Origin of the sequence: Methylocaldum sp. (assembly GCF_039794385.1) — a bacterium.
Taxonomy (GTDB): Bacteria; Pseudomonadota; Gammaproteobacteria; order Methylococcales; family Methylococcaceae; genus Methylocaldum.
In genome coordinates, this window is the sequence record NZ_JBDIVO010000008.1 from 14,513 (window position 1) to 37,372 (window position 22,860).

The window sequence follows — 22,860 nt, forward strand, 5'->3', positions numbered from 1 at the left end:
TATCCCGGCTTTGATTCGCGTCCGATTGCCGTTTCCGGAATCAATTATTGAGCGACGAGGTGAACTATGGCCATGGACCGAATGGAGGCTTTGTTGAAGCAAGAGCTGGCGCAGCTGGACCGGTCCGGCGTGCGCAAGAGCCGGGAAACGATCATTACCGGCGTTCTGCCGCCGAGGGACGGGCACGGCATCCGTTATCTGCTGAAAGGAGAGGGAGACCGTCCGTTTCTCCGCATGAACTCCAACGGCTATCTTGGGCTCGCGCATCACGCGGACGTGATGAGGGCGGAGGAGGAAGGCGTCCGGAATTACGGTGCGGGTCCCGGAGCCGTGCGCTTCATCAGCGGCACCTACGAGCCGCATGTGCGGCTGGAACAGCGTCTGGCCGAGTTCCACGGCCGCCAGGCGGCAATGCTGTTCAGCTCGGCTTACGCGGCGGTGATGGGCGTTTTGCCGAGTCTGATCAGCCCCGAAACCGCGGTCATCAGCGACGAGTTGAACCACAACTGCATCATCAATGCGATCCGCCTGGCCCGGCCGAAGGAGAAGTTCGTTTACGAGCATTTGAACCTCGATCAGGCCGAGACGTTTTTACGGCAGGCGGCCGAGTCGTGCCGGCGGGGAATCATCGTGACTGATGGCATCTTCAGCATGCGGGGCGATCATGCTCCACTAAGGGAACTGATGGCGCTGGCCGAGACCTATGATGAAAAATTTGCCGAAGGGGTGTTCGTCGTCGTTGACGACTCCCATGGCGTCGGCGCTTTCGGGCAAACCGGCCGAGGCACCGAGGAGTATGCGGAGTGCGGGCCGGCGGATATTTTGATCGGTACCTTGGGAAAGGCTTTCGGCGTCAACGGGGGGTATGTCGTCGGCAGTTCGCTGCTGGTCGATTTTTTGCGCGAAAAAGCCCCGCTCTACATCTATTCGAACCCGATCACGCCGGGCGAAGCGGCCGCCGGCGCGAGAGCCGTGGAAATCGTGAGCGGTTCCGAGGGGCAGCAGCGGCTCGCGCGGCTGCGAGACTTGACGGCCAAGTTCCGGCAAGGTCTAACGGATTCGGGATTCGAGACGCTTCCCGGCGCGCATCCGGTCGTCCCTTTGATGCTCAGGGATACCGAAAGGACCCGGAGCATGGTCCTTCATCTGCGCGAGCGGGGCATTCTGGCGACCGGGATCGTTTATCCGGTAGTGCCCCGCGGCGACGAAGAAATCCGGTTTCAGGTTTCCGCGGATCATACCGAGGCGGACCTAGACGAGGTCTTGACGGCGCTGCGCGAGTTCTGGCGAACGAACGCCTCGTAATCGAACACCGGTTCCCGTGGCAAATCGGCCGGCAACCGTTTTCGAGCGCACGAGTCTTATGAATAAGCTTTCGCGTGAATATGCGGCGGGGCGCAAGTCGACAGGGCGACTTCGGGTTGTATATCATGTGCCCGGAGCGGCACGGAAATAAGGGGCTGAGCGCATATTCGGCCCCATCGACCCAAGCCTTACAGGGTCACAACACAACAACCAATGGACCGAACCACCAAGCAGAAGCCGGAAATTTGGACGAGCCGGACAGCATGCGCTGGACCAGGGCTTCGGTGGAGACTTTTTGGACTACTTACAGACTTGACACTTAATGGGAAAGACCTATGCAAGTACCACTAGAGATTACGTTTCGAGGCATTCCTCATTCCGACGCCGTTGAAACCCGCATTCGGGAGAAAGCCGCAAAACTGGAGCAATTCTGTGATCACATCATCAGCTGTAGAGTCGCCGTCGAGGCGGAGCATCATCATCAGCACCAGGGTAATCTCTATAAAGTCAGAATCGATTTGAGCGTTCCTCAGAAGCAGATCGTGGTCAGCCGCGACCATCACGACAAGCAGGCACATGAGGATGTGTACGTCGCGTTACGCGACGCGTTCGATGCCGCAAAGCGTCAGCTCGAGGAGCACGTCCGCATGCAGCGTGGCGAAATCAAGAACCATAAAATTTCGTCCACCGCCCTCTAATCGTTTAACCACACGACGGTCCGGGGCGTAACGAGATTTAATTGCTTCTTACGCCCCGCCGGTGTCCCGGTTCCCGCCAAAACCCCTTTCTCAGTTCCGCGCCTGTTTTATATCCGAGTGTCGTGACAGAGCGACATGTGCCGGCGGCGTCACGGGCTAATCGTTCTGTTCGCAGCAGATAGCGGAATCCGTCATGGGCTCCGTCGGGCTGATTACGACTCCGGTAATGGGATTGGGCCGATAAGTGGTACAACCCTTTAGTCCCATGTCGTAGGCCTGGCGGTACAGTGACTCCATATCGGAGAAAGGAAAGTTCTCGGGCAGGTAGACCGTTTTCGAAATGGCGTTGTCCACCGAACGTTGGATTGCGACCTGCATACGTAAATGTGCGAGCGGCGACAATTCGAAGGTGGTGACAAAAGCCGGCGGCAGCGTGTGCTTCGAACATTCGAGCTTCCACAACCGGACCGCATAGTTTTCGATGTCGTAGTTCTGAAGACCTTCGGGAGTTAGGACGCGTCGTTGATAGCGCTCGGCAAATGCCGGTTCGAGCCCGTTGGACACGTTGTTCGCGAGCAGACTAATGGAGCCGGTGGGCGCGACCGCCAGCAGATGGCTGTTCCGAATGCCGTGTCCGGAAATGCCTTTTCTGATGGTGCGCGGCAAGGCCCGAACAAATGGACTCTGTAGGTATTTGTCGCGATCCAAACAGGGGAAAGAACCCTTTTCGCTCGCCAGTTCGATCGACGTCCGATATGCCGCGAGACACACGGTTCGCATGATTTTGTCGGCAAGCTGACACGCCTGTTCGTCGTCGTAGCGCACACCCAACATTATCAGGGCGTCCGCCAGCCCGGTAATTCCCAGACCGATACGCCGTTTATCGAGCGCTTCATTCCGCTGTTGCGGCAAGGGAAACCGGCTGACATTGATGACGTTGTCCAGCATGCGCACAGCCACGGCGGTAATCCGTTCGATGCCCGCGAAATCCAGAGCGGCGTGATCCTCGAACGGCCGCGATACGAAGCGGGTGAGATTGATGGAGCCCAAATCACAAGCGCCGTAAGGGGGCAAGGGGATTTCGCCGCAAGGATTGGTGGCCGATATGTGTTCGCAATACCAAAGATTGTTTTCCCGATTGATGCGGTCGATGAACAGAACGCCCGGTTCGGCATGTTCATAGGTGGACCGCATGATGGCATTCCACAGGTCGCGGGCTCTGATCACTCGAACGATGCGGCAGGGAACAGGGGTGTCGATATGGGACCAGCGTCTCAGAACGATCTGTCCGGTACCGGCAGGGGTTCCCTCGGGATTGACGGGAAATACCAGCGGCCAATCCCGATCATGCTTCAGCGCGTCCATGAAATCATCCGTGATCAGTACGGAAAGATTGAAATTCCGTAGCTCGCCGAGGGTTCGTTTGGCACCGACAAAGGTTTCGATGTCCGGATGATCGCAGCGCAATGTACCCATCATGGCACCACGTCGGGCACCGGTCGAAAGAACCGTGGCGCACATGCTGTCCCAAATGCGCATAAATGATACCGGGCCGGAGGCGACGCCACCGCATCGGTGGGCGGGGATGCCGGACGGGCGCAGGGTGGAAAAGTCGTAACCGATGCCGCCTCCTTGCTGCATGGTGAGCGCCGCTTCCTTGAGCGCCGAGAAGATGCCTTCCATGGAATCTTCAATAGTGCCCATTACGAAACAGTTGAACAGCGTGACATCGTGTCGGCTGCCGGCTCCGGCCAGAATTCGCCCGCCCGGCAAGAACCGGAAGTCTTCCAAGGCTTCAAAAAAAGCGCGTTCCCAATGGGCGGAATTTTCGGGCTCGGCGCTGGCCAGGGCTCGCGCTACACGCCGCCAGGTATCCCTTACGCCAAAGTCGCGGCTCGCTTCGTCCGTGAGACGGTATTTCCAATTCCAGACCTCCCGTGACACGGGGTTTTCGAATACATCGGCGCGGTCCTGCATGAGACATCTCCGCTGCGTTTTGCGAGATCGTTGTGCCGGGATGAGCGGCGGGGGCAAGCTGGATGCCCGATTTCGCCGCGACATCCGACATTGTTCTTGCCTTAGACGCTTAATTCAACCCTGTTTTCTCTGAAGGCTCTAAATCTTGCCAAACGATTTTGCTCCGGGACGCGAGATCGTGCCAGCTACGGCCTTGCGAATCGAACAAAACCCAGAGATAGCCGAGGCCTAGGCAGCCGAAGGATATCAAGCCGCAGAAGAAGCGAATCGAAGCCTGGCCCCAGGAGATGGAAGTGTCGGCTGTCGTGCACAGGCGAATTTTCCAGGAACGCATTCCGAGAGTTTGTCCGCCATGGGTCCAGAACCACCCGACAAACGCGAAGCTGACCGTCAATAGATATGCGCTATACAGCCCGTGGTTCGGTTGAAAGGCTTCTCCGTGATGAAGCGGCAGCAGGAGGACCGTTGCGGCGAAGAGTACCGCAACCAGCACGACCATGTCGTAAACGAGCGCCGCCAGGCGGCGCAGCAAGCCGGGTGAGTTGTGCTTCGGAGTCACAAAGGCGACTCAATCGGAGTCTTCGACGCGCGTCCCCGCCTTATGCGGAGTTCGTCGCAGCGGATGAAACATCAACTGCGGCGCTCGAAACATTTGGCTTGTGCATGGTTTTTGCATTAATCATTAACGAGCGGTTTTTCCGGAAGTTGGTACTAAATCACATTATCTCGCGCCGTCCGCATGTAAGCTGAACGTCGAACAGTTTCGACCGGCGAGATAGCAGGATGACCGTTCAGTGAACGCTTGGTTTATCGTCGTTACTCAACGACAAGAGTCTCTGGGTTTCGTTAGCCGCCGATTTGGCGCCAAAGAACATCGAGAGGTAGACCAGTAGCGCGACTAGCAGCATGGACAGGGTGATCGGTGGGCGTACCAGGGGCAAGAACAGCAGAACCAAAAAGTTCGCGATGAGAGCGCTGGTATGAATCGGGCAAGCAAGGAATACGTCGAGTCTGGGTTTAAACATGTATCTCCTCTTCCAAAATCTTTTGCAATCATGGATTCGTAGAGATGCAGAATCGTACATCCCCTTCGAGCTGGATCGCCATTCCGGTGGCAATCCGGGAATCCTTGAAGTCGGGCAGCCGGCAGCGAATAGTAGCATAAAGGCTATGCAGGCCGCGGCGTTGTTGCAAAAGGGGATAATCGAACTGATCGTCAAGCGGTTTTCCTTCTACGCCTTGTTGACGATATGCTGGATATTGATCGCCGCTGCGGGATTGGCGTTCGCCGTTTTTCTCGACATTCAGCGGGAAACCCAGCGGTTTTCCGAGACGTCCGCCCTGATTCAAACGCAATTGGTTTCGCAAACGCGCCGCTATGTTGATGCGACACATGGACTGGCGGCATTCCTCAAGACCGAGGAGCCCATAAATCAGGAGAAGATCACTACCTACGCGCGCCTGATCTCGGACCAGGATGCCGGCATCTACTTCATGGGCACCGTTCCGAAGTTCGACAAGGAGACTTTGGAAGAATTCGTTGCCTTAAGGCTTCATGAGGGTGTCGCTTCTTCGGTACATCTTTTTTCCGATCGTAGGAATCGCCTGATTCGAGTCGCGGCTGTGGGCAAACCGTTCTTGTATGCTCCGAATTCCATTGCGCCGGACGCCGATGAGACGCGACCCTTGTCGGAGACCGATGTCGATTTGGTATCGGTACTCGGAAACGCCTTTCAGCGCGCTCTGAGGTCCGGAGAAATTGCCGCCAGTCGCTCGTTCCTGCTCAATAACGGCGATTGGGGTTATGCGCTCGTGGAGCCGGTAAGTTTAACAGGCGGCGTAAGTTTCGCCGTAGTGATATGCAGGGTGAAGGCTCTTTTCCATCTCCCTTCCGATTCCGTTGCGTTGGCGCTCACCCTGTTCGAGTCGGTGCACGCTGGAGCAAATCCGGGTGACAAGTTGATTCATAAGCAGGCTTCGCCGGCAACGCCCCTCGAATCCAGCTTGTTTCCCAAGCTGCTTTTTCGCAGCTCTTTCGGAGAGCCGGAGAAACACTTATCTCTCGAAATCGAACAACAATTGGGGTGGGCGAATCTTGATTGGAACCGGCTGAACCTGATTTTTGTGGGATCCTTGGCATGTCTCCTCATGTTTTTCAGTGTTGCCAGAATCTATGACCGCTATGAAAAACGTAAACTCGAGGAGGGCAACAGGCTATTTTTGTTGGCCAATTTCGATCCGTTGACCGGACTGCCCAATCGTCAGTTATTCATGGATCGGTTGGATCAATCGCTGGCCGAAGCTCACCGGTCGAGGCGGAAGGTGGCCGTGCTTTACCTCGATTTGGACGGATTTAAACAGGTCAACGACTATTACGGGCATCAGACCGGGGACAAGGTCTTGCAACGCGCCGCCCGCATTTTTCAGCATTCCGTTCGGGAAACGGATACCGTAGGCCGATTGGGAGGAGACGAATTCGTAGTGCTTCTGCAGAATATCGGAGACCGTTCCGGTGCGGAATCCGTGGCCAGGAAAATCAAGAAAGCGTTTTTCCAACCGTCCGTGGACGTCAATGGAACCAATAAGTTGATGCCGGTCTTAGGCGCTAGCGTGGGCATCGCCGTCTATCCTGAAGACGGCTCGACCACCGCCGAATTGCTGAGGGCAGCCGATCAAGCCATGTATCGGGACAAGGCCGTCGGCAAGAGCCAACAGAGTCCCACCCTTGTACTCAAATCTCTGGATTGTCATCCGGCGTCGTGGTGACGATCACTGCTTTTCCAACGCATCCCGTCACAAGTACTTCCGGAGCGGCGTCAGAACGAAAGACTGATCGCCGCGTCCCCGGCGCGGCGCATTGAGCTCGTTTGCGTCCGGCTCCGGCGTTTTTTGGGGTCCATTCAGCTATCGCGATTTATACCGGCGACTTCGTTTCAGAACCGCGCAGGGACAAGCGGGTCCTAATCATTAGGAGCGGAAATCCTCCGATTACTGCTTTAAAGCATTGAATATTCATTGTGGATACGGAGGTCTGTCATGAAAACATCAATCATCATCACCGTGCTCGCATTGCTGGGTTCATCCTGGGCAGCGGCTGAGCAACAGCGAGTTCCGGGAACTCCCAACCCGGATGAAGCGACTGAAAGATCCCTGGACATTACCAACCAGCCGGCCGAGCCGCCGGCCCAGCGCCCGTCCGGCCAGCAGATCGAAAAGGACATACCGGCGACCAAGCATCAGGTCGAGGTCGAACGGGAAATCAAGAGCGAGCGTTTCAAAAAGCTGGACGAGAACCGCGACGGCCTGATTTCCGAAAGCGAAGGTCGCTCCGACAGCAAGTTAATGGAGCGTTGGCGCGAAATGGACAGGAATCAGGATGGCCAATTGGATCCGGATGAGTTTTCGAAGTTCGAGCAGAACGAACCAGTCGAATAGCCGGCTACGTAAATGCGGACTGGCGCATTGTCATTTCCACCTCGAAGACGCTATTGCCGATTCCTCCGGGGGCGCCGCAACTATCCCTGCCGCTTTCAACGGCTCACGGCCGCTCAGAAGGTGATCTTTCCTCGGGTCGCATCGGGTGTCGCTTTCGGCGGCACCCTCATTTCAAGCGGAGCATTGGCTATCCCGTCTTGCCAAGCATGGTCTTACGGAGATAGGCGAACGGTTTTGCCGATTGCGTGAATGACCGAAGCGGCCGGGCCATTGCGGTAAAGCCGAGCGTCTTCAAGATTTCATGCGGGTCGCCTTGTGGAGTTTGAAGCAAGGCTTGATCGAGTCCGTGTATCGCTAAATAGCATGGATCGTCCGGGACGGACCCCAGGCTTAGCGGATTCAAGGTTCGTAGGGCAGGGCCGACCTTGGTCGGTACGCAACCGACAGCAAAACTGTTACGAGGTTCCGATTCAACCAGATCGCGGCTGCCGAGGGCATGATAGTCACCGCGGCCCATCAGCGGTTGACCGGGATATTCGGCATTTGAACAGCAAGACCAGCCGTCCTCCACCGTAAGAATGCAGAAGACCATAATGATCGGCTTTTCACATTCCGAAACGGCCTTTATCACCGGCTCCCCCTGTTCGAATGTCCTTTGTCTGACGATGCAGCGGTCGGTTTCCGTGAAGGAAAAATGCGAGTCAACGTCAAAGGATGTCGGGTACTTTGCACCGAACGAGATGCTCGACGGAACGGCCGGCTTAGCGGCGACGACGCCCGACAAAATCGAAACCGCTGCGGCGGCAGCGGCAATGCTGAGGGTTTTCATAGGGTTCTTCCTTGAGATGGTTTCCGTCGCTCGTGTCTCGTTCGGAGTCCCGATCAGCTACCAAATTGTGCGTACAAGAAGATACCCGCATCAATTCGCGGCATAACATAAGTATGCTTCCATAGGTGTACAAACCTATACCGTCGGCTCGACTTACTCGACACCATTAAGTACCAATACGGTAGCGGGAACTGAATAAGCGGCGACTTTCTCGAAGGGGTTAGGTCGCCTGATGTGCCTTGCTGATACGGTTCCAGGCGGAAATTTCCCTCATGCTAAGGAGGCTGCCGACATGGACTATATCGATATTGCTCAGATCGTTGAAGAATGTACGCGAGCCGAAGCGTTGCAACGCCTGAAGGCGTCATTGGCCGAGAACGAACAACAAATTACCGACCCCGAACGGGGGCTGGTGGTTTGTCTCGATTGCGAGGCTCCTATTCCTTTGGAGCGCCTTGCGGCCAATCCCCGCGCGGTACGCTGCATCGATTGCCAACTGGAGTACGACCGCGAGCAGCAGAACGAGGCTCGGTTATATCCGAATTTCGATGACCGGGATAAGTGAGGTCTCGCACTTTGGTCCAGCATCTGTTCGGCGTAATTGCCCGCCGCTTTTGCGAAAACCGGTACGAGACCTGATCGAGTCTACCGTTTGCTCGCGATACGGTTGGTTTCGCCGATTTATTCGTGCTGCTCTGCAAGGCTCTCGCGCATCCAGAGCAGCAATGTAATTTGCCGGGTCGCTTGGTATCCACGCGATACGGCAAAGATGTTTTCAAGGACCAAAATGGACTGAGTGTTATGTTGCCATCCGATTGTAGCGTCCAGCTCATGGACATTGACGATTCGATATCCGCCGAAGACGCCATTTCGGTTCAGTCGCGAAAAGACGAATTTCTCGCGATGCTGGCTCATGAATTGCGCAATCCGTTGGCATCCATCCGTAACGCGGTCGAAGTGTTGCGCCGCTTGGACTTGCAAGAGCCAAGGGCGGAGTGGGCACGGGAGGTGGTGGACCGCCAGGCGGCTCAGTTGTCCCGAATGATCGACGACTTGCTCGACGTATCCAGGATTACCCGAGGGACGATTACGCTTCGCCCGGCCCCGCTCAATCTCGCTGCCATAATCGTTCGGGCGATCGAAGTCAATTTGCCGCTGATCAAGGCCCGTCGGCTCAAGCTCATCGTCGAATCGGGGCCGCTCGATCTCGATCTGGACGGTGATGAGGTGCGCCTAACCCAAGCCTTGGCCAATATTCTCAACAATGCCGCAAAATACAGTAACGAGGAGGGGCGGATTTGGCTCTCGGTGGAGATCGAATCGGGCCAAGCGGCCGTGCACGTCAAGGACGAGGGAATCGGCATACCTCCCGAGCTTTTGTCCCACATTTTCGATCTGTTTACTCAAGGGCCGAGGACATTGGACCGCACGCAAGGCGGCCTGGGGATAGGGCTTTCCGTGGTGCGACGCTTGATCGAAATGCATGGCGGGAAAGTGGAGGTTTCCAGCGAGGGCGAAGGACGAGGCACCGAGTTCGTCGTGTGGCTGCCGCTCCGAGGCGAACAAGGCCTTATTTCCGGTCGCGATCCTCACGATTCTCCGGCGACCTGGTCCCGGCTAAACTTTTTGGCAACGTAGTGATCAACCGCCTGAGACTATGGTTGCTTTCCTAAGCTCAAGCCGGACGTTGTCCGGCTTTTTTCGTCGTTCGATCGCGGGTTAAAGCCCGCTCCCACTCATAATTCCATTCGGCATTCGAGTGAACACTCATCGTAGGGTGGGTTAGCCCTTCGACAGGCTCAGGACGGGCCCCTCGGCTCCGCTCGGGACAGGCCCTTCGACAAGCCTGTCCTGAGCATCGTCGAAGGGCTCAGGACAGGCTCCGCGTAACCCATCGATTCAAGGTCGCTCGATGGGTTTCGCTTCGCTCTACCCATCCTACAAGAATGAATTCCTCGGAAAGCGATTTGGAATAAGGCGCCTGCAATCAATCCATACGCGCCAACGGAAACGACGATAAGAAATGCCGCGGCGTCAAGCCATGCGGCTGATCGGCTTTAGTCCGAGGCGCCTGGCAAGGCGATGCAGATTGCCCCGGTCCAGTCCCAGGCGGCGAGCCGTTTCCGACCAATTGAAACGGCACTCGTCCAGCGTCTTGAGGATCAACTGCCGCTGAAAATCGTCCACCGCACGTGCAAGCGATATCGGGTTCGTTCCGAACGCCAAGCCGGTCTTGGCATCCACGCTCCAGTGGATTTCAGAGCCGATGTCCAAATCTTCGGGTTGCAAGGTCAACGAACGTCCCCGGTCCGCCGAGGCGCGCAGAGCGGCGCGGAGAACGACGTGCTCGAGTTCCCGTACGTTGCCGGGCCATGAATAGGCCCTCAGGGCTTCGATGGTCGCGGGCGCCAGGTTGGCGCGGTCCAAGCCCAGGCGCGTCCGCGCCTGATCCAGGAAATATCCGGCCAGCGGTGCAATATCCGTGAGCCGTTCCCGCAGCGGCGGTACGTTCAAAGGGTACACGCTGAGCCGATGATAGAGGTCGGCTCGGAACCGCCCCGCCTTCACCTCTTCGTCGAGCTGCCGATTGGTTGCGGCGATGATGCGGACGTCGGCCCGGTGGCTCTTGTCCGAGCCGAGCCGCTGGATCTCGCCGAATTGCAGGGCACGCAGCAGCTTCGCTTGGATAGCCAGGGGCAGTTCGCCGACTTCGTCCAGAAACAAAGTGCCTCCCTCCGCCAACTCGAATTTGCCGGCCCGATCGGTATGGGCGCCGGTGAAAGCGCCGCGGACATGTCCGAACAGTTCGCTTTCGGCCAAGGACTCCGGCAGCGCGGCGCAGTTCACGTACACCAGGGGTTGGTCGGCCCGCAGCGATTGCGCGTGTATGACGCGAGCGACCACCTCCTTGCCCACCCCGGTTTCTCCCATCACCAGGACCGTCAGATCGGATCGGGCTACGATACCGATGTTGCGCCTCAGTTCCTGCAGCGCGGGGCTGTCGCCGAGTATCTGCCCGCGGCGCTGTAGGGCCTCGTTGACCAGTTCGCTGGTCACCAGTTCGCGGTGTCTAGCCAATCTTTCGAGCGCACTGATAAAGGATTCGTGACGCAGCGCCACCGTCGCGATGGCGGCAAAGGTCTGGAATATGTGGTCGTCTATGCCGTCGAATACGCCGGGTTTTAACGCATCCGCCGAGAGCACTCCGAGCAGGGTGTTCTCGTTATAAAGGCTACAGCCGATACAGGAATGGACGGGCAATCGGCCTCCGGCATCATTCAGCAATAGCGAATCGTAAGGATCGGGCCTAGGGTCGTCGGCCTCGAATCGGATCGGTGTTCTCGAACCGAGGATCGCCGCCAGCCGGGGATGTTGCTCCGGGGCGAATTGGCGTCCCATGACCTCGGGCGAAAGGCCCCGCGTCGCCACGGGCACGAGTACCCCGTCTTGGAAGCGCAACAGGGCGCAAGCGTGATTTCCCGTGACTTTGGCGAAAATTTCGAGAAATCCCTCGAGGCGCTCTTTCATCGAAAGATTCGCCGTCAGGCTCAAGACCGCTTCGCGAATCGCGCTCTCGGTCGTTCTTATCTTCGAGCGTTCGTTCATATTTCAAAGGTTCGTAGTCGAACATTCCCATAGAGGCGTAGTCGAATTAACCACAGTGCTGTCATAGTGACAGCAATGAGTTCTTGTGGCAATTGGCGCGTTATTTCCGAATGCACGGTTATTAACCCTGCCTCTAAATTAGGCCGGGTTAATCCGGGGCAGGGATGCCCAGGCGCGGCGACAAGCCGCGTAAGCCCAGGCCGGGCGTGTGCCGGGCCTGGGCGGCGGCCCGAAATACCAGAAGGGTATTTACGGGCCTGATTAATGGATTCGAAGCTTTGTTGGAGGGTTGAAGGTCAGGCCGGGTTGTTGTTTGTTGTCGAGTCGATGTCATTATGACGACATTGGCCGGTGTTTCTTTGAAATGTTTTTTGAATTCAATCACCTGCGTTGTGGCATTAGGGTTGCTAAGGATGGGGCACGGGTGCCCGGCGCATCGGACATGTCTACGTCGGAAAGCGACGAATAGCTTGTTCGAAGCGATGTCCGGGTTCTTTATCTCGCACTGGATTCCATGGGACTGGGGTACCTCCCAAATATGAAACGTTATAGCTTGTTGCTGTTTTTGCTGGTTGCACTGAACGCTTGTCTCGCTCCTCCGATCAAGCCGCCTGCCGACCGGTCGGGCAGCTTGCAGTCGATCCTCGTGATTCCGGTGGAACCGCCGCCCCTCGAAGTGATGCCGGACCTCATCGAATCCCGGCTGCCCATTTATCGGCAAAACGATACCGTTCCTTACGATCTGTTTCTGGAAAGGAAGATTTACCGGAATCCCGGCGGAGTACTGATCGCCGGACTGGTAAGCCACAATGATATCGTGCCGGAACCGTCTCTCCCGCGAATCGCGTCCGTGGCAGACAATCCTGAGCTGGCTCCGGTCGCCTCGCTGGCGGAGAACTGGGCCCCCACGCTGGTGTTGGCGCGGGAAGCGGCCGAGATGTTGACCGCCGGGGGATTCAAAGCCGTTTCCGCCGAGCAGTACTACCCGTTGCCGATCGCCCCCGGCAACCGCACCGCAAATCTCGCCTACTGGCATAACGCCATCCGGCAGTGGTACAACGGCGACACCTCGTCCGTCGATTATCGGTCCCACGCCAAAGAGCGGGTGGATGCCGTGCTGGAGGTGGGAATCGGGACCTACAGGATTTTCGAGTCGCAGACGCCCTTGCAGGTGCTGGTCAAGCTGATTGACCCCGCCACCGGGCAAGTCATCGGAAGAGCCGATGCCGATGCGTATCCGGTGGCCGGAGCGGCACCCAATCTTCTCGACCACGAAGCGGAAAAGTTCAAGCAGCTCGTGACCGATGTCGGCGCGAAGCTCGTTCGCCGCGGCTTGGCCGACTTGGGGCTGCCGGCGCCGCGGCAAGCCCGGTCCGATCAGCAGAGCATCGAAGCCGCTTCGGCGGCTATGGCGAGCAGCCGCTCCGAATGACAAGGGCGGCTGCGCTTCATGCTCATCGCCTGCCCTCTGGAAAAGGCGGCGCCGGCGGATGGCCGCTGCGCCGCCCGGCTGACTGCGGTCAAGGCGTCGATTAGGTGACCGTTTTCTTCCCCAGACGCCTTCGCGGCTGGCGCTTCACTCTGTTCAACATCGCGCTCGGCTTGGGGCACATGGTCGTGCTTTTCAACGCCGGCTCTTATATCGCGCTGATGCCGCATGTCGCGGGCGACCTGGGAGGAGTATCGCCGAGCCTCGGCACCTGGGCCCAGACCGATTTCATGATCGCTCTGGCCTTGGCGTTTCCCATCGCCCGCTGGCTGTCCGGGCGTTTCGGCGATTACCGCTTGTTCGCTACGGCCTTTGTGATCTATGCAGCGGCCTCTTATTTCTGCGCCATCAGCGAAACTTTGCGGCTGTTCCTGCCGGCGCGCATCGTTCTCGGCTTTGCCGGCGGCGTTACGCTGCCAATCGGACAAGCCCTGTTGCTGAAAGAGTATCCCGCTCGGCTCAAATCGGTGGGGCTTGGGATATGGGGGTTGTTCACCCTGATGCCGTTTACGATCGGATTTCCCATCGGCGGCTGGCTGGCCGACGAAATCGGGTGGCGTTATCTGTTTTATCTCAACATCCCCGTCGCCCTGGCCATTGCCGGCGTAACCGGTTCATTACTTTATGGGCGGGGATTCCAGCGGCGCTACACCCGTTTCGATTTCGCCGGCTTTATCCTGTTGGCTCTGATCTTCGGCGGCGTGCAAACCATTCTGAATATGGGCAACGATTTCGACTGGTTCGATTCGCCCTTTCTGCGCGGCGTACTGATCGCCGTTGTCGTAGCGCTGCCTTGTTTCGTCATCTGGGAACTGGGAGAGCGGCACCCTGCGATGGACATCCGGCTGTTTACCCATCGCAACTTCACGATTGGCATCATTTGCCTTGTCCTAGGTTTCTTGGCGATCCAGGGACTGCTGTCGCTGTTCATCGTCCAGCTCCAATTGCTGCTGGGATACTCGTCATTTCTTGCCGGCCTCTTGTTCCTGGTGATGATCTTTTTGGCGGCGCCGGCGATCGCCGTCATGCACGAGCTTATCAAGGGCGTCGATGCGCGGGTGTTCGCCTGCCTCAACCTGCTGGGCTTGGCGTTCACCCTGTCCTGGATCGGGCTCTTCGACGATCCGGGATCGTTCGATCAGATCGTTTGGCCCATGCTGCTCCTCGGCTTTTTTCTGGGTTCGTTCTTCACGCCGCTGACCGCCATCGCCCTTCACGGGCTGACGCCGAGCCAAATGATGCGCGCCGCGGAAGAGGCAGCAGCGCTGAGAATCGCCGCGGGTGCGCTCGGCATTACCTTGCAGGGCGTCATGCTGTTTCGGCGCAGCCCCTTTCATCAGCTTCATCTGGCCGATCAATTCGGGGGGCGCCGGTTTCCGTCGCTGGACTTGCTGCCGCGGCTCTCGTCGCGTCTGGAGACTGCCGGCCTCGATCCCGGCATCGTACAGGGCAAGCTTCTGGCCCTCATCAGACAGCAGGCCGCCATTCTGGCGGTCAACGATGCCTTCTTGATGGCGGGATATCTCTTTCTCGGGCTGGCCGGGCTGGTGTGGCTGGCCCATCCCACTCACAGGCCGCTGCGTCCGAGTCCGGCGGAGGACCTGAGGGAAACCAAGGCCGAGGAACTGATGGAGCAACCATGAATCGCCGATCTGCCTATCGTCGCCTGATTGCTGGTCTTAGCGTCCTGTTTCTGATCGCAGGCTGCGCCTGGATTCCGTCCGGCGGGCAGCGTGCCGAATTTGCCGACGCCCCGGGCATTACCCAGAAACTGTCCGAAGCCCGCGACGGTGAGCTTCTGGGGGTACGGAATTCGTGGCCACAGGAGAGCTGGTGGCGGCAGTTCGGCAGCTCCGAGCTGAACCACCTGATGGACATGGCGCTCAAGGATAACCCAGGTCTCAAGGTGGCTGCCGCCCGGCTGCGCGAGGCGGAAGGCTTTGCCCGCGTGGAGGGGGCGAGACTGCTGCCGTTCCTGGATGCGGAGGCGGAGGTCGCAACGGCGCGGTTTTCCGAGTACAGCTTCAATGTCGCCCTTAGGGGAGCGCATACCGTCTCGGCGTTGATCAATCCCTTGAGCCTCCGCTACGAATTCGATTTCTGGGGAAAAAATCGGGCGGCATTGGAGGCGGCTCTGGGCGAAGCGGCAGCCGAAGACGCGGAACAGGCCGAAGTCAGGCTGCAATTGACCGCCGCGATAGCGAGGTGTTACTTCCGAGGGGTCGCGCTGCGGCAGCAGCTCGATCTCGCTGATGACATGGTGGAATTGCGGCGTAATTTGCTCCAACTGGCCGAAACGCGTTACGAGCTGGGGCTGGACTCCGCGGATCCGGTCAAACAGGCCGAATCCGAGCTGGAAGCGACCGGCAAGCGCCGAGCCATTACCCGCGACTACCTGGACTTGCAGCGGAACTTGCTTGCCCGCTTGATCGGCCGCGGTCCTGATGCGACACAGCACCTGTTTAATCGCAGCGTGACGCTGCCCGAAAAAATTCCGCTGCCCACAAAGCTTCCGCTGGAACTGCTCGCCCACCGTCCGGACCTCGCTGCCGCACTGCACCGGGCCGAGGCGGCGGCGCAACGGATCAAGGTAGCCAGAGCCAGTTTTTACCCGACGGTCGATTTGACCGCGTTCGTCGGCTTGAACGCCCTTCGCATGACCAAGGGTGCGAGCTCCCTCGCCAATATCCTTTTTTCGGGTAACAGCTTCGCCTATGGCGTCGCGCCTGGCCTCAGGCTCCCCATCTTCGAAGGCGGGCGGCTGCGCGGCCAGCTGTCGGTGCAAAGGGCGGAATACGACGAAGCCGTGGAGCTCTACAACAAGACCCTGCTGCAAGCGGTGCAGGAAGTCGCCGACAGTCTCAGCAGTTGGCGCGACACCCGGGCCATCGTCGAAGCGCACAACCGCCTGCTGGCTTCGCAGCGGGAAGCCCTCGATCTGGCTCAAGAGCGGCTTCGCAGCGGCCTGGACGATCGCCGGACGATGCTGGCGCGCCGGCATTCCGTTCTGGATCAGGAATTCACGCTCAAGACCCTGGAAACCGATCAGCTCGTTGCCATGACCGATCTCATCGAGGCATTGGGCGGCGGATACGCCAACGGTCTCGACGACACCCGCCTCCGACCGATTTCAGATTGAGAGGGCTCCTGCCGAAACATGGACCAAGCCTAGGCGCTATTCTGTCGAGCCCAAAGACAGTCCCTTCCACTCGATTCAAAATAATTCCAAAAACTCGAACAGGCATCTATGAAGATTCATCCGAAGGCGATCCGCGCGCGGCGCAACCGTCGTCTTTTGCTGGTGGCGCTGGCCGTGCTCGCGTGCGCTCTGGCCGCGGCCATCTACTGGTGGGTGCATGGCCGTTTCCGGGTCGAGACCGACAATGCCTTCGTCGCCGGCAATCTGATTCCGGTCGAAGCGGATGCGACCGGCATCGTCACCCAGGTCCTGGCCGAGGAAACCCAGTTCGTGAACAAGGGCGACCTGCTGGTCCGGCTCGACGAACACCGCGCCCATGCCGCCCTGGGACAAAGCGAGGGTGACCTGGGGCGGACCGTGCGCGGGATCGGCGCGCTGTTCGCGACGCGCCAGCAACTCTGCCAGAAACTGGACGCGCGCTCGGCCCAGCTCGCACGGGTGCGCCACGACGTCATTCGCTTCCGTCAGGCGTTTCCCAGCGGTTCGGTTTCGGAGCAAGTCCTGCAAAACGCCGAGGATCAGATGACGGCCCTCGAAGCGGAACTGCGGGAGGTCGGCGCGGAACTCCAGTCCATCGAGGCGCGGGTCGGGGGAACCAGTCGCACCGAACACCCCGAAGTGGAGGCCGCCAAGCACCGCTTCGTCAACGCTTACCTCGATTTCGTCCGACAGCGCATCCGGGCGCCCGTTTCGGGTTATGTGGCGAAACGCAAAGCTCAGGTCGGGGATCGGGTCCATCCCGGAGATCCGCTGCTCATGGTGGTGCCGCTGGACCATCTCTGGGTGGAGGCGAACCTCCGGGAGACCGAGCTGCGCAAAGTGCGGCCCGGCCAGTCGGCCGAGGTGATCGTCGATCTGTACGGACGGCGCCGTGTCTATCACGGCACGGTCGAAGGCCTGGTGCCCGGCACCGGCAGCGTGTTCGCCCTGTTGCCGCCGGACAATGCGACCGGCAATTTCATCCACATCGTCCAGCGGGTGCCGGTGCGCATCGCCCTGCGCAAGGACGAGATCCTGAAACGGCCCATCCGCCCCGGATTGTCCACGGTGACGTCCATCCATATCGATGAACCCGGCCGGCCGCTGGACACCTCGCTAGCGGAAGTTACCGCTCCGGCGTATGAAACCGATATTTTCAGAGACGAGCTTGCCTCCGCGGAACTCAGGGCGCAGGAAATCATCACGGCCAACGTGGTGCCGCAAGACGATTCCTTGGAGTCTTCCTGCAGCCGGTCCGGCGCACCGCTTCATGCCACGCAAACCCCGCCTCGGCGGAGATAATCCTAGAAACGGCAGTTGACCGCTTGGATGGAGTAGAAACGCCTCATGGATTCTGACCGTCGTCCCTCCTACCGATTTCACCGCTTGGGTGAAGCCGCTACGTGCACTCGAGCACGCCCAACTGCCGTTTCCAGGATAATCGGAGCGGTAACTCATGGTGTTCCAGGCCGTTTCAACGGTGCCGCTCACCGAGGGTGGCGCGAAGGCGGGTGGGGTCAATGCCGCCGCCATGGCCCTTGATGCCCCGGCCGCCATCGTCGGCGATCGGGCTGTTCGCGATCTGCATCGATGCAAAACGCGCCGAAATGCCGTCTCCGCGATTACCGAAAACGCGAGTATTCGTGAGAACCAGCATTGGCGGACACTCCAAGCCCGTGGTATCGCTTATCGGAGAAATTCCGGTTTTGCCCTGTTGAAGCGTTACGTTGTACAGCATGACGCTGGGCGGTACCGAATAAAAGCCATCGCCGCATGCCACACGGAGCGATAGCAGATCGAAGACGGGCGTATTCGGGGCGTCCGAGAGTGTAATCGAATGGCCGTTGCCGTCTATCGTTATGCGCGTTTGAACACAGGGATCCGGGTAGTAACGGCAGTCGCTCGCCACCACGGGCAATGCTTCCGTCAGGACGACGTCGCCGGTGAGTTCGATGGTGTCGTCTTCGGAGCCCGCGGGACAGCCGCCGGTCCGGGTATTGAATATCGCCGCCGTAATGGCATCGGCCAGAGTGCAAGCCGTGCTTTTATCGGCGCTTCCGCCTACGGTAAAAACCGTCGCCTCGGCAGATTCGGCCGCCAAGGCGGAAGCTAGCGGCAATAAGACCCGTAGATATTGGCAAAGCGTTGAGCTGAAGATGAAAGCTGGCATGCCCTTTCCTCCTTGTTCGACATGAGTCGTGCACAATCCCGAGATCATCGGTAACTGCGGAAGTCTGCATTCGGCCTCTGATGCCTTCAATGTCATTTAACAATGTAGAAGGCGGCGGAATCGGCTCGCTCGGCCCGACTTGATCCCGAATATTGCCGCGCGGGACGGAGCTTTTGCGGGATCGAGAGACATGGAGTCCGCCAACGGAAGCATCGTCGTGAGCCGAAAAACGCTCATGCCCGTTAGGGCGGCTCGCCGGTCAGGCGTTCGGATAATGTTTTACGAAGTGTTTCGACCGGTTTTCGTACCCGTTCGCCATGTAGAAGCGGTGGGCGTCTGTGCGCAGGTCGCTGCTGGTCAACTCGACCCGGGTGCATCCCCGCCCGATGAAGAAGTCGTCCGCTGCGCGCAGCAATTCGGCGCCTATGCCTCGTCGTCGCATGCTTTGGTCGACCACGAGAGCGGAAATGCGTCCCCATTTTCCGATTTCGTGGAGCGGACTAACGACGTGCAGAACGATCGTTCCGACCACCTCCGCGCCGATTTCGCCCACCAGCGCCAGATCAGAATCCGATCCGTCATAGGCGAGGAGTCTCGCCCGAAGTTCGCCGACGTCGATAACGTAGCCCAGTTGCCGGAAAAGGCGGATCAGCCGTTCACAATCCGAGGATGCCGCGGGGCGCACCTTCATGAGCAGCCTCCCAGAGGAGAATCGGCTCCGGCTTCGTTCGGCATTACCGGCGCGGACGATCAAGCTTCCCGGCTGAGATGCGCCAGCGCGTGCGCATGGGATTCCCAGTTTTGGCCGTCGAAGGGCTCGATGACCAGTTCCTTGGGCTTCGGACTAAGGCAGCGGACGTTCACGTCGTAGCCGTCCGGGTTCGATCTAGGGATATAGAAGGGCTTTATGCCGCAGGTCTTGCAGAACAGGTGCTTGGCGACGCCAGTGTTGAAGGTGTAGACAACGAGGTTCTCCTCACCCTTTATCAGCCTGAATTGCGATTTGGGGACGATGAGGTGCAGGAAGCCGGACTTGGAGCAAATCGAGCAATTGCAGTCCTGGCAGACAACGCGCTCGGGGGCCTCGACCTCGAATTGGACCGCTTCGCAATGGCAACTACCGCGGTAGAGCATGGTTTCCGTCTCATGAAAAAGAATGCCGATATTGCGGACCGTCATGACCGACTGTAAGCGGCATGTGTTATTAACCCAGCCTATAAATATAGGCCGGGTTAATCCGGGGCAGGGATGCCCCGGCGCGGCGACAAGCCGCGTGAGCCCAGGCCGGGCGTGTACCGGCCTGGGCGGCGGCCCGAAATACCAGGAGGGTATTTACGGGCCTGATTAATAACGATCCGGAGGAACATGATAATGCTCGGGGCGATTGAAGCCTAGCGAGGCTATCGAGGACGCGAATGATGGCACGGCCAGGGGCTCTTTCCGATTCCTACGCAACTCGCGATGTTCTTCCATAAGTACCGGCCGTTTCAATCCAAAAGCTCGTTCAGCCGCCGTTCGAGAAACCGCCGCTCCGGTTCCTGCCGTGTCAGGCTAAGCGCCCGCTCGTAAGCGGCGCGGGCTTCCGCCGTTCGTTCCAGCCGGCGGCACAGGTCGGCGCGAGCCGCATGCGCCAGGTGGTAGTCCTCTAAATCGCCTCGGGCGAGAATGCCGTCCACGAGCGTGAGGCCTGCCTCGGGCCCGTCGTACATCGCCACCGCCACGGCGCGGTTCAGTTCCACCACCGGCGACGGCTCGATTCGCAACAGCACGTTATATAGCCCGACGATCTGCGCCCAGTCGGTCTCGCCGGCGCTCGGCGCTTCGGCATGCACGGCCGCGATCGCCGCCTGCAGCGTGTACGGGCCGAACCGTCGCGACGACAGCGCCCGTTCCACCAGCGCCAGCCCTTGCGCAATCTGGTCCCGGTTCCAAAGCGCGCGGTCCTGCTCGTCCAGCAGTATCAGTTCGCCGCCGGGCGAGGTGCGCGCGGCACGGCGCGATTCGTGCAGCAGCATCAGCGCCAGGAGCCCCTGCGCTTCGGGTTCGGGCAGCAGTTCGATCAGCAACCGCCCGAGACGGATCGCTTCCTCCGAGAGATCGTGTCTTGTCAGCGAGCCGCCCAGCGAGGCGGAGTAGCCCTCGTTGAACACCAGATAAACAACACGCAGCACGGCGTCCAAGCGCTCCGGCAGATCTTCGCGTGTCGGCACCTGATAGGGAATGCGGGCGTCGCGGATTTTCGCCTTGGCGCGCACGATACGTTGAGCCAGTGTGGACGGGGCGGTGAGGAAAGCGCGAGCAATTTCTTCGGTGGTGAGGCCGCACACCTCGCGCAGCGTGAGCGCGACCTGCGCGTCCGGCGACAAGGCAGGATGGCAGCAGGTGAAAATCAGCCGCAGCCGGTCGTCTTCGACGCTCTCGTCGTCCCATGCCGCCGGATCGCCGAGCCCGTCCGCTACCCGTTCGGCGAGCGCCATCAGCGATGCCCCGCCGTTCCCGATATCCGCGGGGTCCCGTCCCTCCGAATCATCGGTGCCGAGCCGTTCGGCGGCATCCGGCGGCAAGTCGACGAACCGTGCACGCCGGCGCAGGTTGTCGATGGCCTTGAAGCGGCCGGTGGATACCAGCCAAGCCCGCGGATTGGCTGGCATGCCTTCCTGCGGCCATTGCTCCAGCGCCGCCCGAAAGGCATCGTGCAGCGCTTCTTCGGCGAGATCGAAGTCGCCGAGCAAACGCACCAGGGTAGCGAACACGCGGCGCGAATCGGAACGGTAGATGGCGTCTACCGTCTCACGCACCCGTTCTGCAGCGTTCTCGTTTGACGACGACATCTGTCGCTCTAGGCGTCGCTTTGCTTGAACATTGCCTCGGCACGCCTATTGATTTCCTCTGGGGTAAGCTCTTCCTTGCGGGTCGCGAGAAACCAGACGTGCCCAAAAGGATCTTCCAGCGTGCCGGTGCGGTCGCCGTAAAATTGGTCTTGCACCGGCCTGACGGCTTTCGCTCCGGCGTCGACGGCGCGGGTGAACAGAGTATCCACGTCTTCCACGTACACATGAAGACCGACCGACGAGCCGCCCAGCGCTTGCGGGCTGCGTAACGGACTCGCTTCGCACGAATCGGCCAGCATGACGGTCGAGTCGCCGATTCTGATCTCGGCGTGTCCGATTTCGCCGCCGGGCGCCACCAGACGAAAAAGCTCCACAGCGCCGAATGCCCGTTTGTAAAATTCGATGGCCTCGGCCGCACCCTTGATGCCCAGGTACGGTGTCACGCTGTGGTATCCGTCGGGGATCGCTTTAACCGTCATCTCCTTGCTCCTTCCAAGTAAAAGATCACTCACGACATGGGCGACCCAGCGCTCCGTGCGAACCGCTGGCATCGGTTTCCAAGCGCCTGTTATATCGCTTGATGGATATCTCGCGCCTAGAAAGTGGCGAGCCGACGCCGGGCGAACTCAATCCGCCGGCGCCGTCTCAGGCTTGGGACGCGTAACGGCAGCCGTTTCCGTCAAGGTGAGCGTATGTTGTCGTACGTCGGCGGGCCACTTCGCGACAGCCTGATGTAATCGGTCTTGATCGCCGGCAAACAAGGCCCGTATGGCTTCTTCGAAGCCGGGCTCGTTTCCGGCCATCGCATTCATGAATCGATACGCGGCTTCTCGCGCCTGACGGACTTGATCGTCCTGTCTGTTCGCGCGCATGGCCTGTTCGACGAGCTTTCGCAACGCCACGGAGGCGCCTCCGGGCTGGGAGGTCAGCCACTCCCAATGCCTGGGCAGCAAGGTGACTTCGCGGGCCGTGACACCGAGCTTCGGTCGTCCGGCGGTTCGCGGTGCGCTCGCCGAGGTGTCCGCGACCGGCTCGGTCTGGTTGCCCTGCGCGTGCGACAGCCGATCGAGAACCGCGGACACGGAGCCGCGGAGGTCCAGCTCTACGGGCGCGCTGGTGACGGCGTCGAAGATCAAGACGATGTCTTGGCTATCCGTATCGACGAAAGACTTCACCTTCGCGGCCACGTCACGGGGCGGACCCAGCGCGATGCGTTTGGCTCCTGCAAACGCGATCCATGTCGGTTGTGGATTAGTGTTCATAAGGCGACCTCGTTTGAAAATAACGAAGTCAATTTTATCCGGGTAAAAAATAATGTCAATATTACACGGGTAAAAGTCGT

The 22,860-nt window shown here is 59.3% G+C and carries 21 protein-coding genes; 10 read left to right on the top strand and 11 right to left on the bottom strand.

The window, feature by feature from the left end:
* The first annotated feature begins 66 nt into the window (after nt 1-66).
* Complete coding sequence (locus tag ABJK70_RS01365; protein ID WP_347257291.1) at nt 67-1,305, top strand: aminotransferase class I/II-fold pyridoxal phosphate-dependent enzyme; 1,239 nt, start codon at nt 67-69, stop codon at nt 1,303-1,305.
* A 335-nt stretch (nt 1,306-1,640) separates the two neighbouring features.
* Nucleotides 1,641-2,003: an HPF/RaiA family ribosome-associated protein gene (locus ABJK70_RS01370; protein WP_077728670.1), complete on the top strand. Its 363-nt coding sequence runs from the start codon at nt 1,641-1,643 to the stop codon at nt 2,001-2,003.
* A 156-nt stretch (nt 2,004-2,159) separates the two neighbouring features.
* Here ABJK70_RS01370 and ABJK70_RS01375 read toward each other — a convergent pair whose 3' ends face one another.
* The 3 genes from ABJK70_RS01375 to ABJK70_RS01385 form a co-directional block, all read right to left on the bottom strand.
* Entirely contained in the window at nt 2,160-3,980 is a 1,821-nt protein-coding gene (locus ABJK70_RS01375) for an adenosylcobalamin-dependent ribonucleoside-diphosphate reductase (protein WP_347257292.1), read from the bottom strand.
* Nucleotides 3,981-4,089: 109 nt separating this feature from the next.
* On the bottom strand, nt 4,090-4,539 hold the full coding sequence (locus tag ABJK70_RS01380; protein WP_347257293.1) for an RDD family protein: 450 nt from the start codon (nt 4,537-4,539) through the stop codon (nt 4,090-4,092).
* A gap of 232 nt (nt 4,540-4,771) precedes the next feature.
* The gene (locus tag ABJK70_RS01385) at nt 4,772-5,005 is read right to left on the bottom strand and encodes a hypothetical protein (RefSeq protein WP_077728672.1); all 234 of its coding nucleotides are present in this window, start codon (nt 5,003-5,005) and stop codon (nt 4,772-4,774) included.
* 145 nt (nt 5,006-5,150) lie between these two features.
* On the opposite strand from ABJK70_RS01385, the gene ABJK70_RS01390 reads away from it, so the two are divergent.
* Together ABJK70_RS01390 and ABJK70_RS01395 are read left to right on the top strand one after the other, a co-directional pair.
* Entirely contained in the window at nt 5,151-6,746 is a 1,596-nt protein-coding gene (locus tag ABJK70_RS01390; protein WP_168175340.1) for a GGDEF domain-containing protein, read from the top strand.
* Between the two features lie 270 nt (nt 6,747-7,016).
* Nucleotides 7,017-7,415 carry a hypothetical protein gene (locus ABJK70_RS01395; protein ID WP_347257294.1) on the top strand — a complete coding sequence of 133 codons (399 nt, stop codon included), beginning with the start codon at nt 7,017-7,019 and terminating at the stop codon, nt 7,413-7,415.
* Between the two features lie 187 nt (nt 7,416-7,602).
* On the opposite strand, the gene ABJK70_RS01400 is transcribed toward ABJK70_RS01395, so the two are convergent.
* Nucleotides 7,603-8,244, bottom strand: coding sequence for a hypothetical protein (locus tag ABJK70_RS01400; protein WP_077728675.1), 642 nt, complete (start codon nt 8,242-8,244; stop codon nt 7,603-7,605).
* A gap of 292 nt (nt 8,245-8,536) precedes the next feature.
* Here ABJK70_RS01400 and ABJK70_RS01405 point away from each other — a divergent pair, with 292 nt between their 5' ends.
* Together ABJK70_RS01405 and ABJK70_RS01410 are read left to right on the top strand one after the other, a co-directional pair.
* Nucleotides 8,537-8,809: a TraR/DksA C4-type zinc finger protein gene (locus tag ABJK70_RS01405; protein ID WP_166642682.1), complete on the top strand. Its 273-nt coding sequence runs from the start codon at nt 8,537-8,539 to the stop codon at nt 8,807-8,809.
* A gap of 236 nt (nt 8,810-9,045) precedes the next feature.
* Entirely contained in the window at nt 9,046-9,882 is an 837-nt protein-coding gene (locus ABJK70_RS01410) for a HAMP domain-containing sensor histidine kinase (RefSeq protein WP_077728677.1), read from the top strand.
* A gap of 396 nt (nt 9,883-10,278) precedes the next feature.
* Here the strand turns inward: ABJK70_RS01410 and norR are convergent, their stop codons facing one another.
* The gene (norR, locus tag ABJK70_RS01415; protein ID WP_077728678.1) at nt 10,279-11,850 is read right to left on the bottom strand and encodes a nitric oxide reductase transcriptional regulator NorR; all 1,572 of its coding nucleotides are present in this window, start codon (nt 11,848-11,850) and stop codon (nt 10,279-10,281) included.
* A gap of 538 nt (nt 11,851-12,388) precedes the next feature.
* Between norR and ABJK70_RS01420 the strand changes: the two genes are divergently transcribed.
* The 4 genes from ABJK70_RS01420 to ABJK70_RS01435 all read left to right on the top strand — a co-directional run bounded on the left by ABJK70_RS01420 (nt 12,389) and on the right by ABJK70_RS01435 (nt 17,819).
* Entirely contained in the window at nt 12,389-13,282 is an 894-nt protein-coding gene (locus tag ABJK70_RS01420; RefSeq protein ID WP_077728679.1) for a hypothetical protein, read from the top strand.
* 104 nt (nt 13,283-13,386) lie between these two features.
* Entirely contained in the window at nt 13,387-14,982 is a 1,596-nt protein-coding gene (locus tag ABJK70_RS01425; protein WP_077728680.1) for a DHA2 family efflux MFS transporter permease subunit, read from the top strand.
* Nucleotides 14,979-16,478, top strand: a complete 1,500-nt coding sequence (locus ABJK70_RS01430; RefSeq protein WP_077728681.1) for an efflux transporter outer membrane subunit — start codon at nt 14,979-14,981, stop codon at nt 16,476-16,478. Before ABJK70_RS01425 ends, ABJK70_RS01430 begins: the two co-directional genes overlap by 4 nt.
* A gap of 108 nt (nt 16,479-16,586) precedes the next feature.
* Nucleotides 16,587-17,819 carry an HlyD family efflux transporter periplasmic adaptor subunit gene (locus ABJK70_RS01435; protein ID WP_077728682.1) on the top strand — a complete coding sequence of 411 codons (1,233 nt, stop codon included), beginning with the start codon at nt 16,587-16,589 and terminating at the stop codon, nt 17,817-17,819.
* A 172-nt stretch (nt 17,820-17,991) separates the two neighbouring features.
* Here ABJK70_RS01435 and ABJK70_RS01440 read toward each other — a convergent pair whose 3' ends face one another.
* The 6 genes from ABJK70_RS01440 to ABJK70_RS01465 all read right to left on the bottom strand — a co-directional run bounded on the left by ABJK70_RS01440 (nt 17,992) and on the right by ABJK70_RS01465 (nt 22,780).
* Nucleotides 17,992-18,687: a hypothetical protein gene (locus ABJK70_RS01440; RefSeq protein ID WP_133718806.1), complete on the bottom strand. Its 696-nt coding sequence runs from the start codon at nt 18,685-18,687 to the stop codon at nt 17,992-17,994.
* Between the two features lie 259 nt (nt 18,688-18,946).
* The gene (locus ABJK70_RS01445; protein ID WP_086134020.1) at nt 18,947-19,378 is read right to left on the bottom strand and encodes a GNAT family N-acetyltransferase; all 432 of its coding nucleotides are present in this window, start codon (nt 19,376-19,378) and stop codon (nt 18,947-18,949) included.
* Between the two features lie 59 nt (nt 19,379-19,437).
* Complete coding sequence (locus ABJK70_RS01450; RefSeq protein ID WP_240502398.1) at nt 19,438-19,866, bottom strand: GFA family protein; 429 nt, start codon at nt 19,864-19,866, stop codon at nt 19,438-19,440.
* 308 nt (nt 19,867-20,174) lie between these two features.
* Entirely contained in the window at nt 20,175-21,485 is a 1,311-nt protein-coding gene (locus ABJK70_RS01455; protein ID WP_240506933.1) for an RNA polymerase sigma factor, read from the bottom strand.
* A 41-nt stretch (nt 21,486-21,526) separates the two neighbouring features.
* Nucleotides 21,527-21,997: a VOC family protein gene (locus ABJK70_RS01460; protein ID WP_086134022.1), complete on the bottom strand. Its 471-nt coding sequence runs from the start codon at nt 21,995-21,997 to the stop codon at nt 21,527-21,529.
* A gap of 147 nt (nt 21,998-22,144) precedes the next feature.
* Nucleotides 22,145-22,780 (bottom strand): DUF2239 family protein, encoded by a 636-nt coding sequence (locus tag ABJK70_RS01465; RefSeq protein WP_077728687.1) that lies wholly within the window; start codon nt 22,778-22,780, stop codon nt 22,145-22,147.
* Nucleotides 22,781-22,860 lie beyond the last annotated feature (80 nt).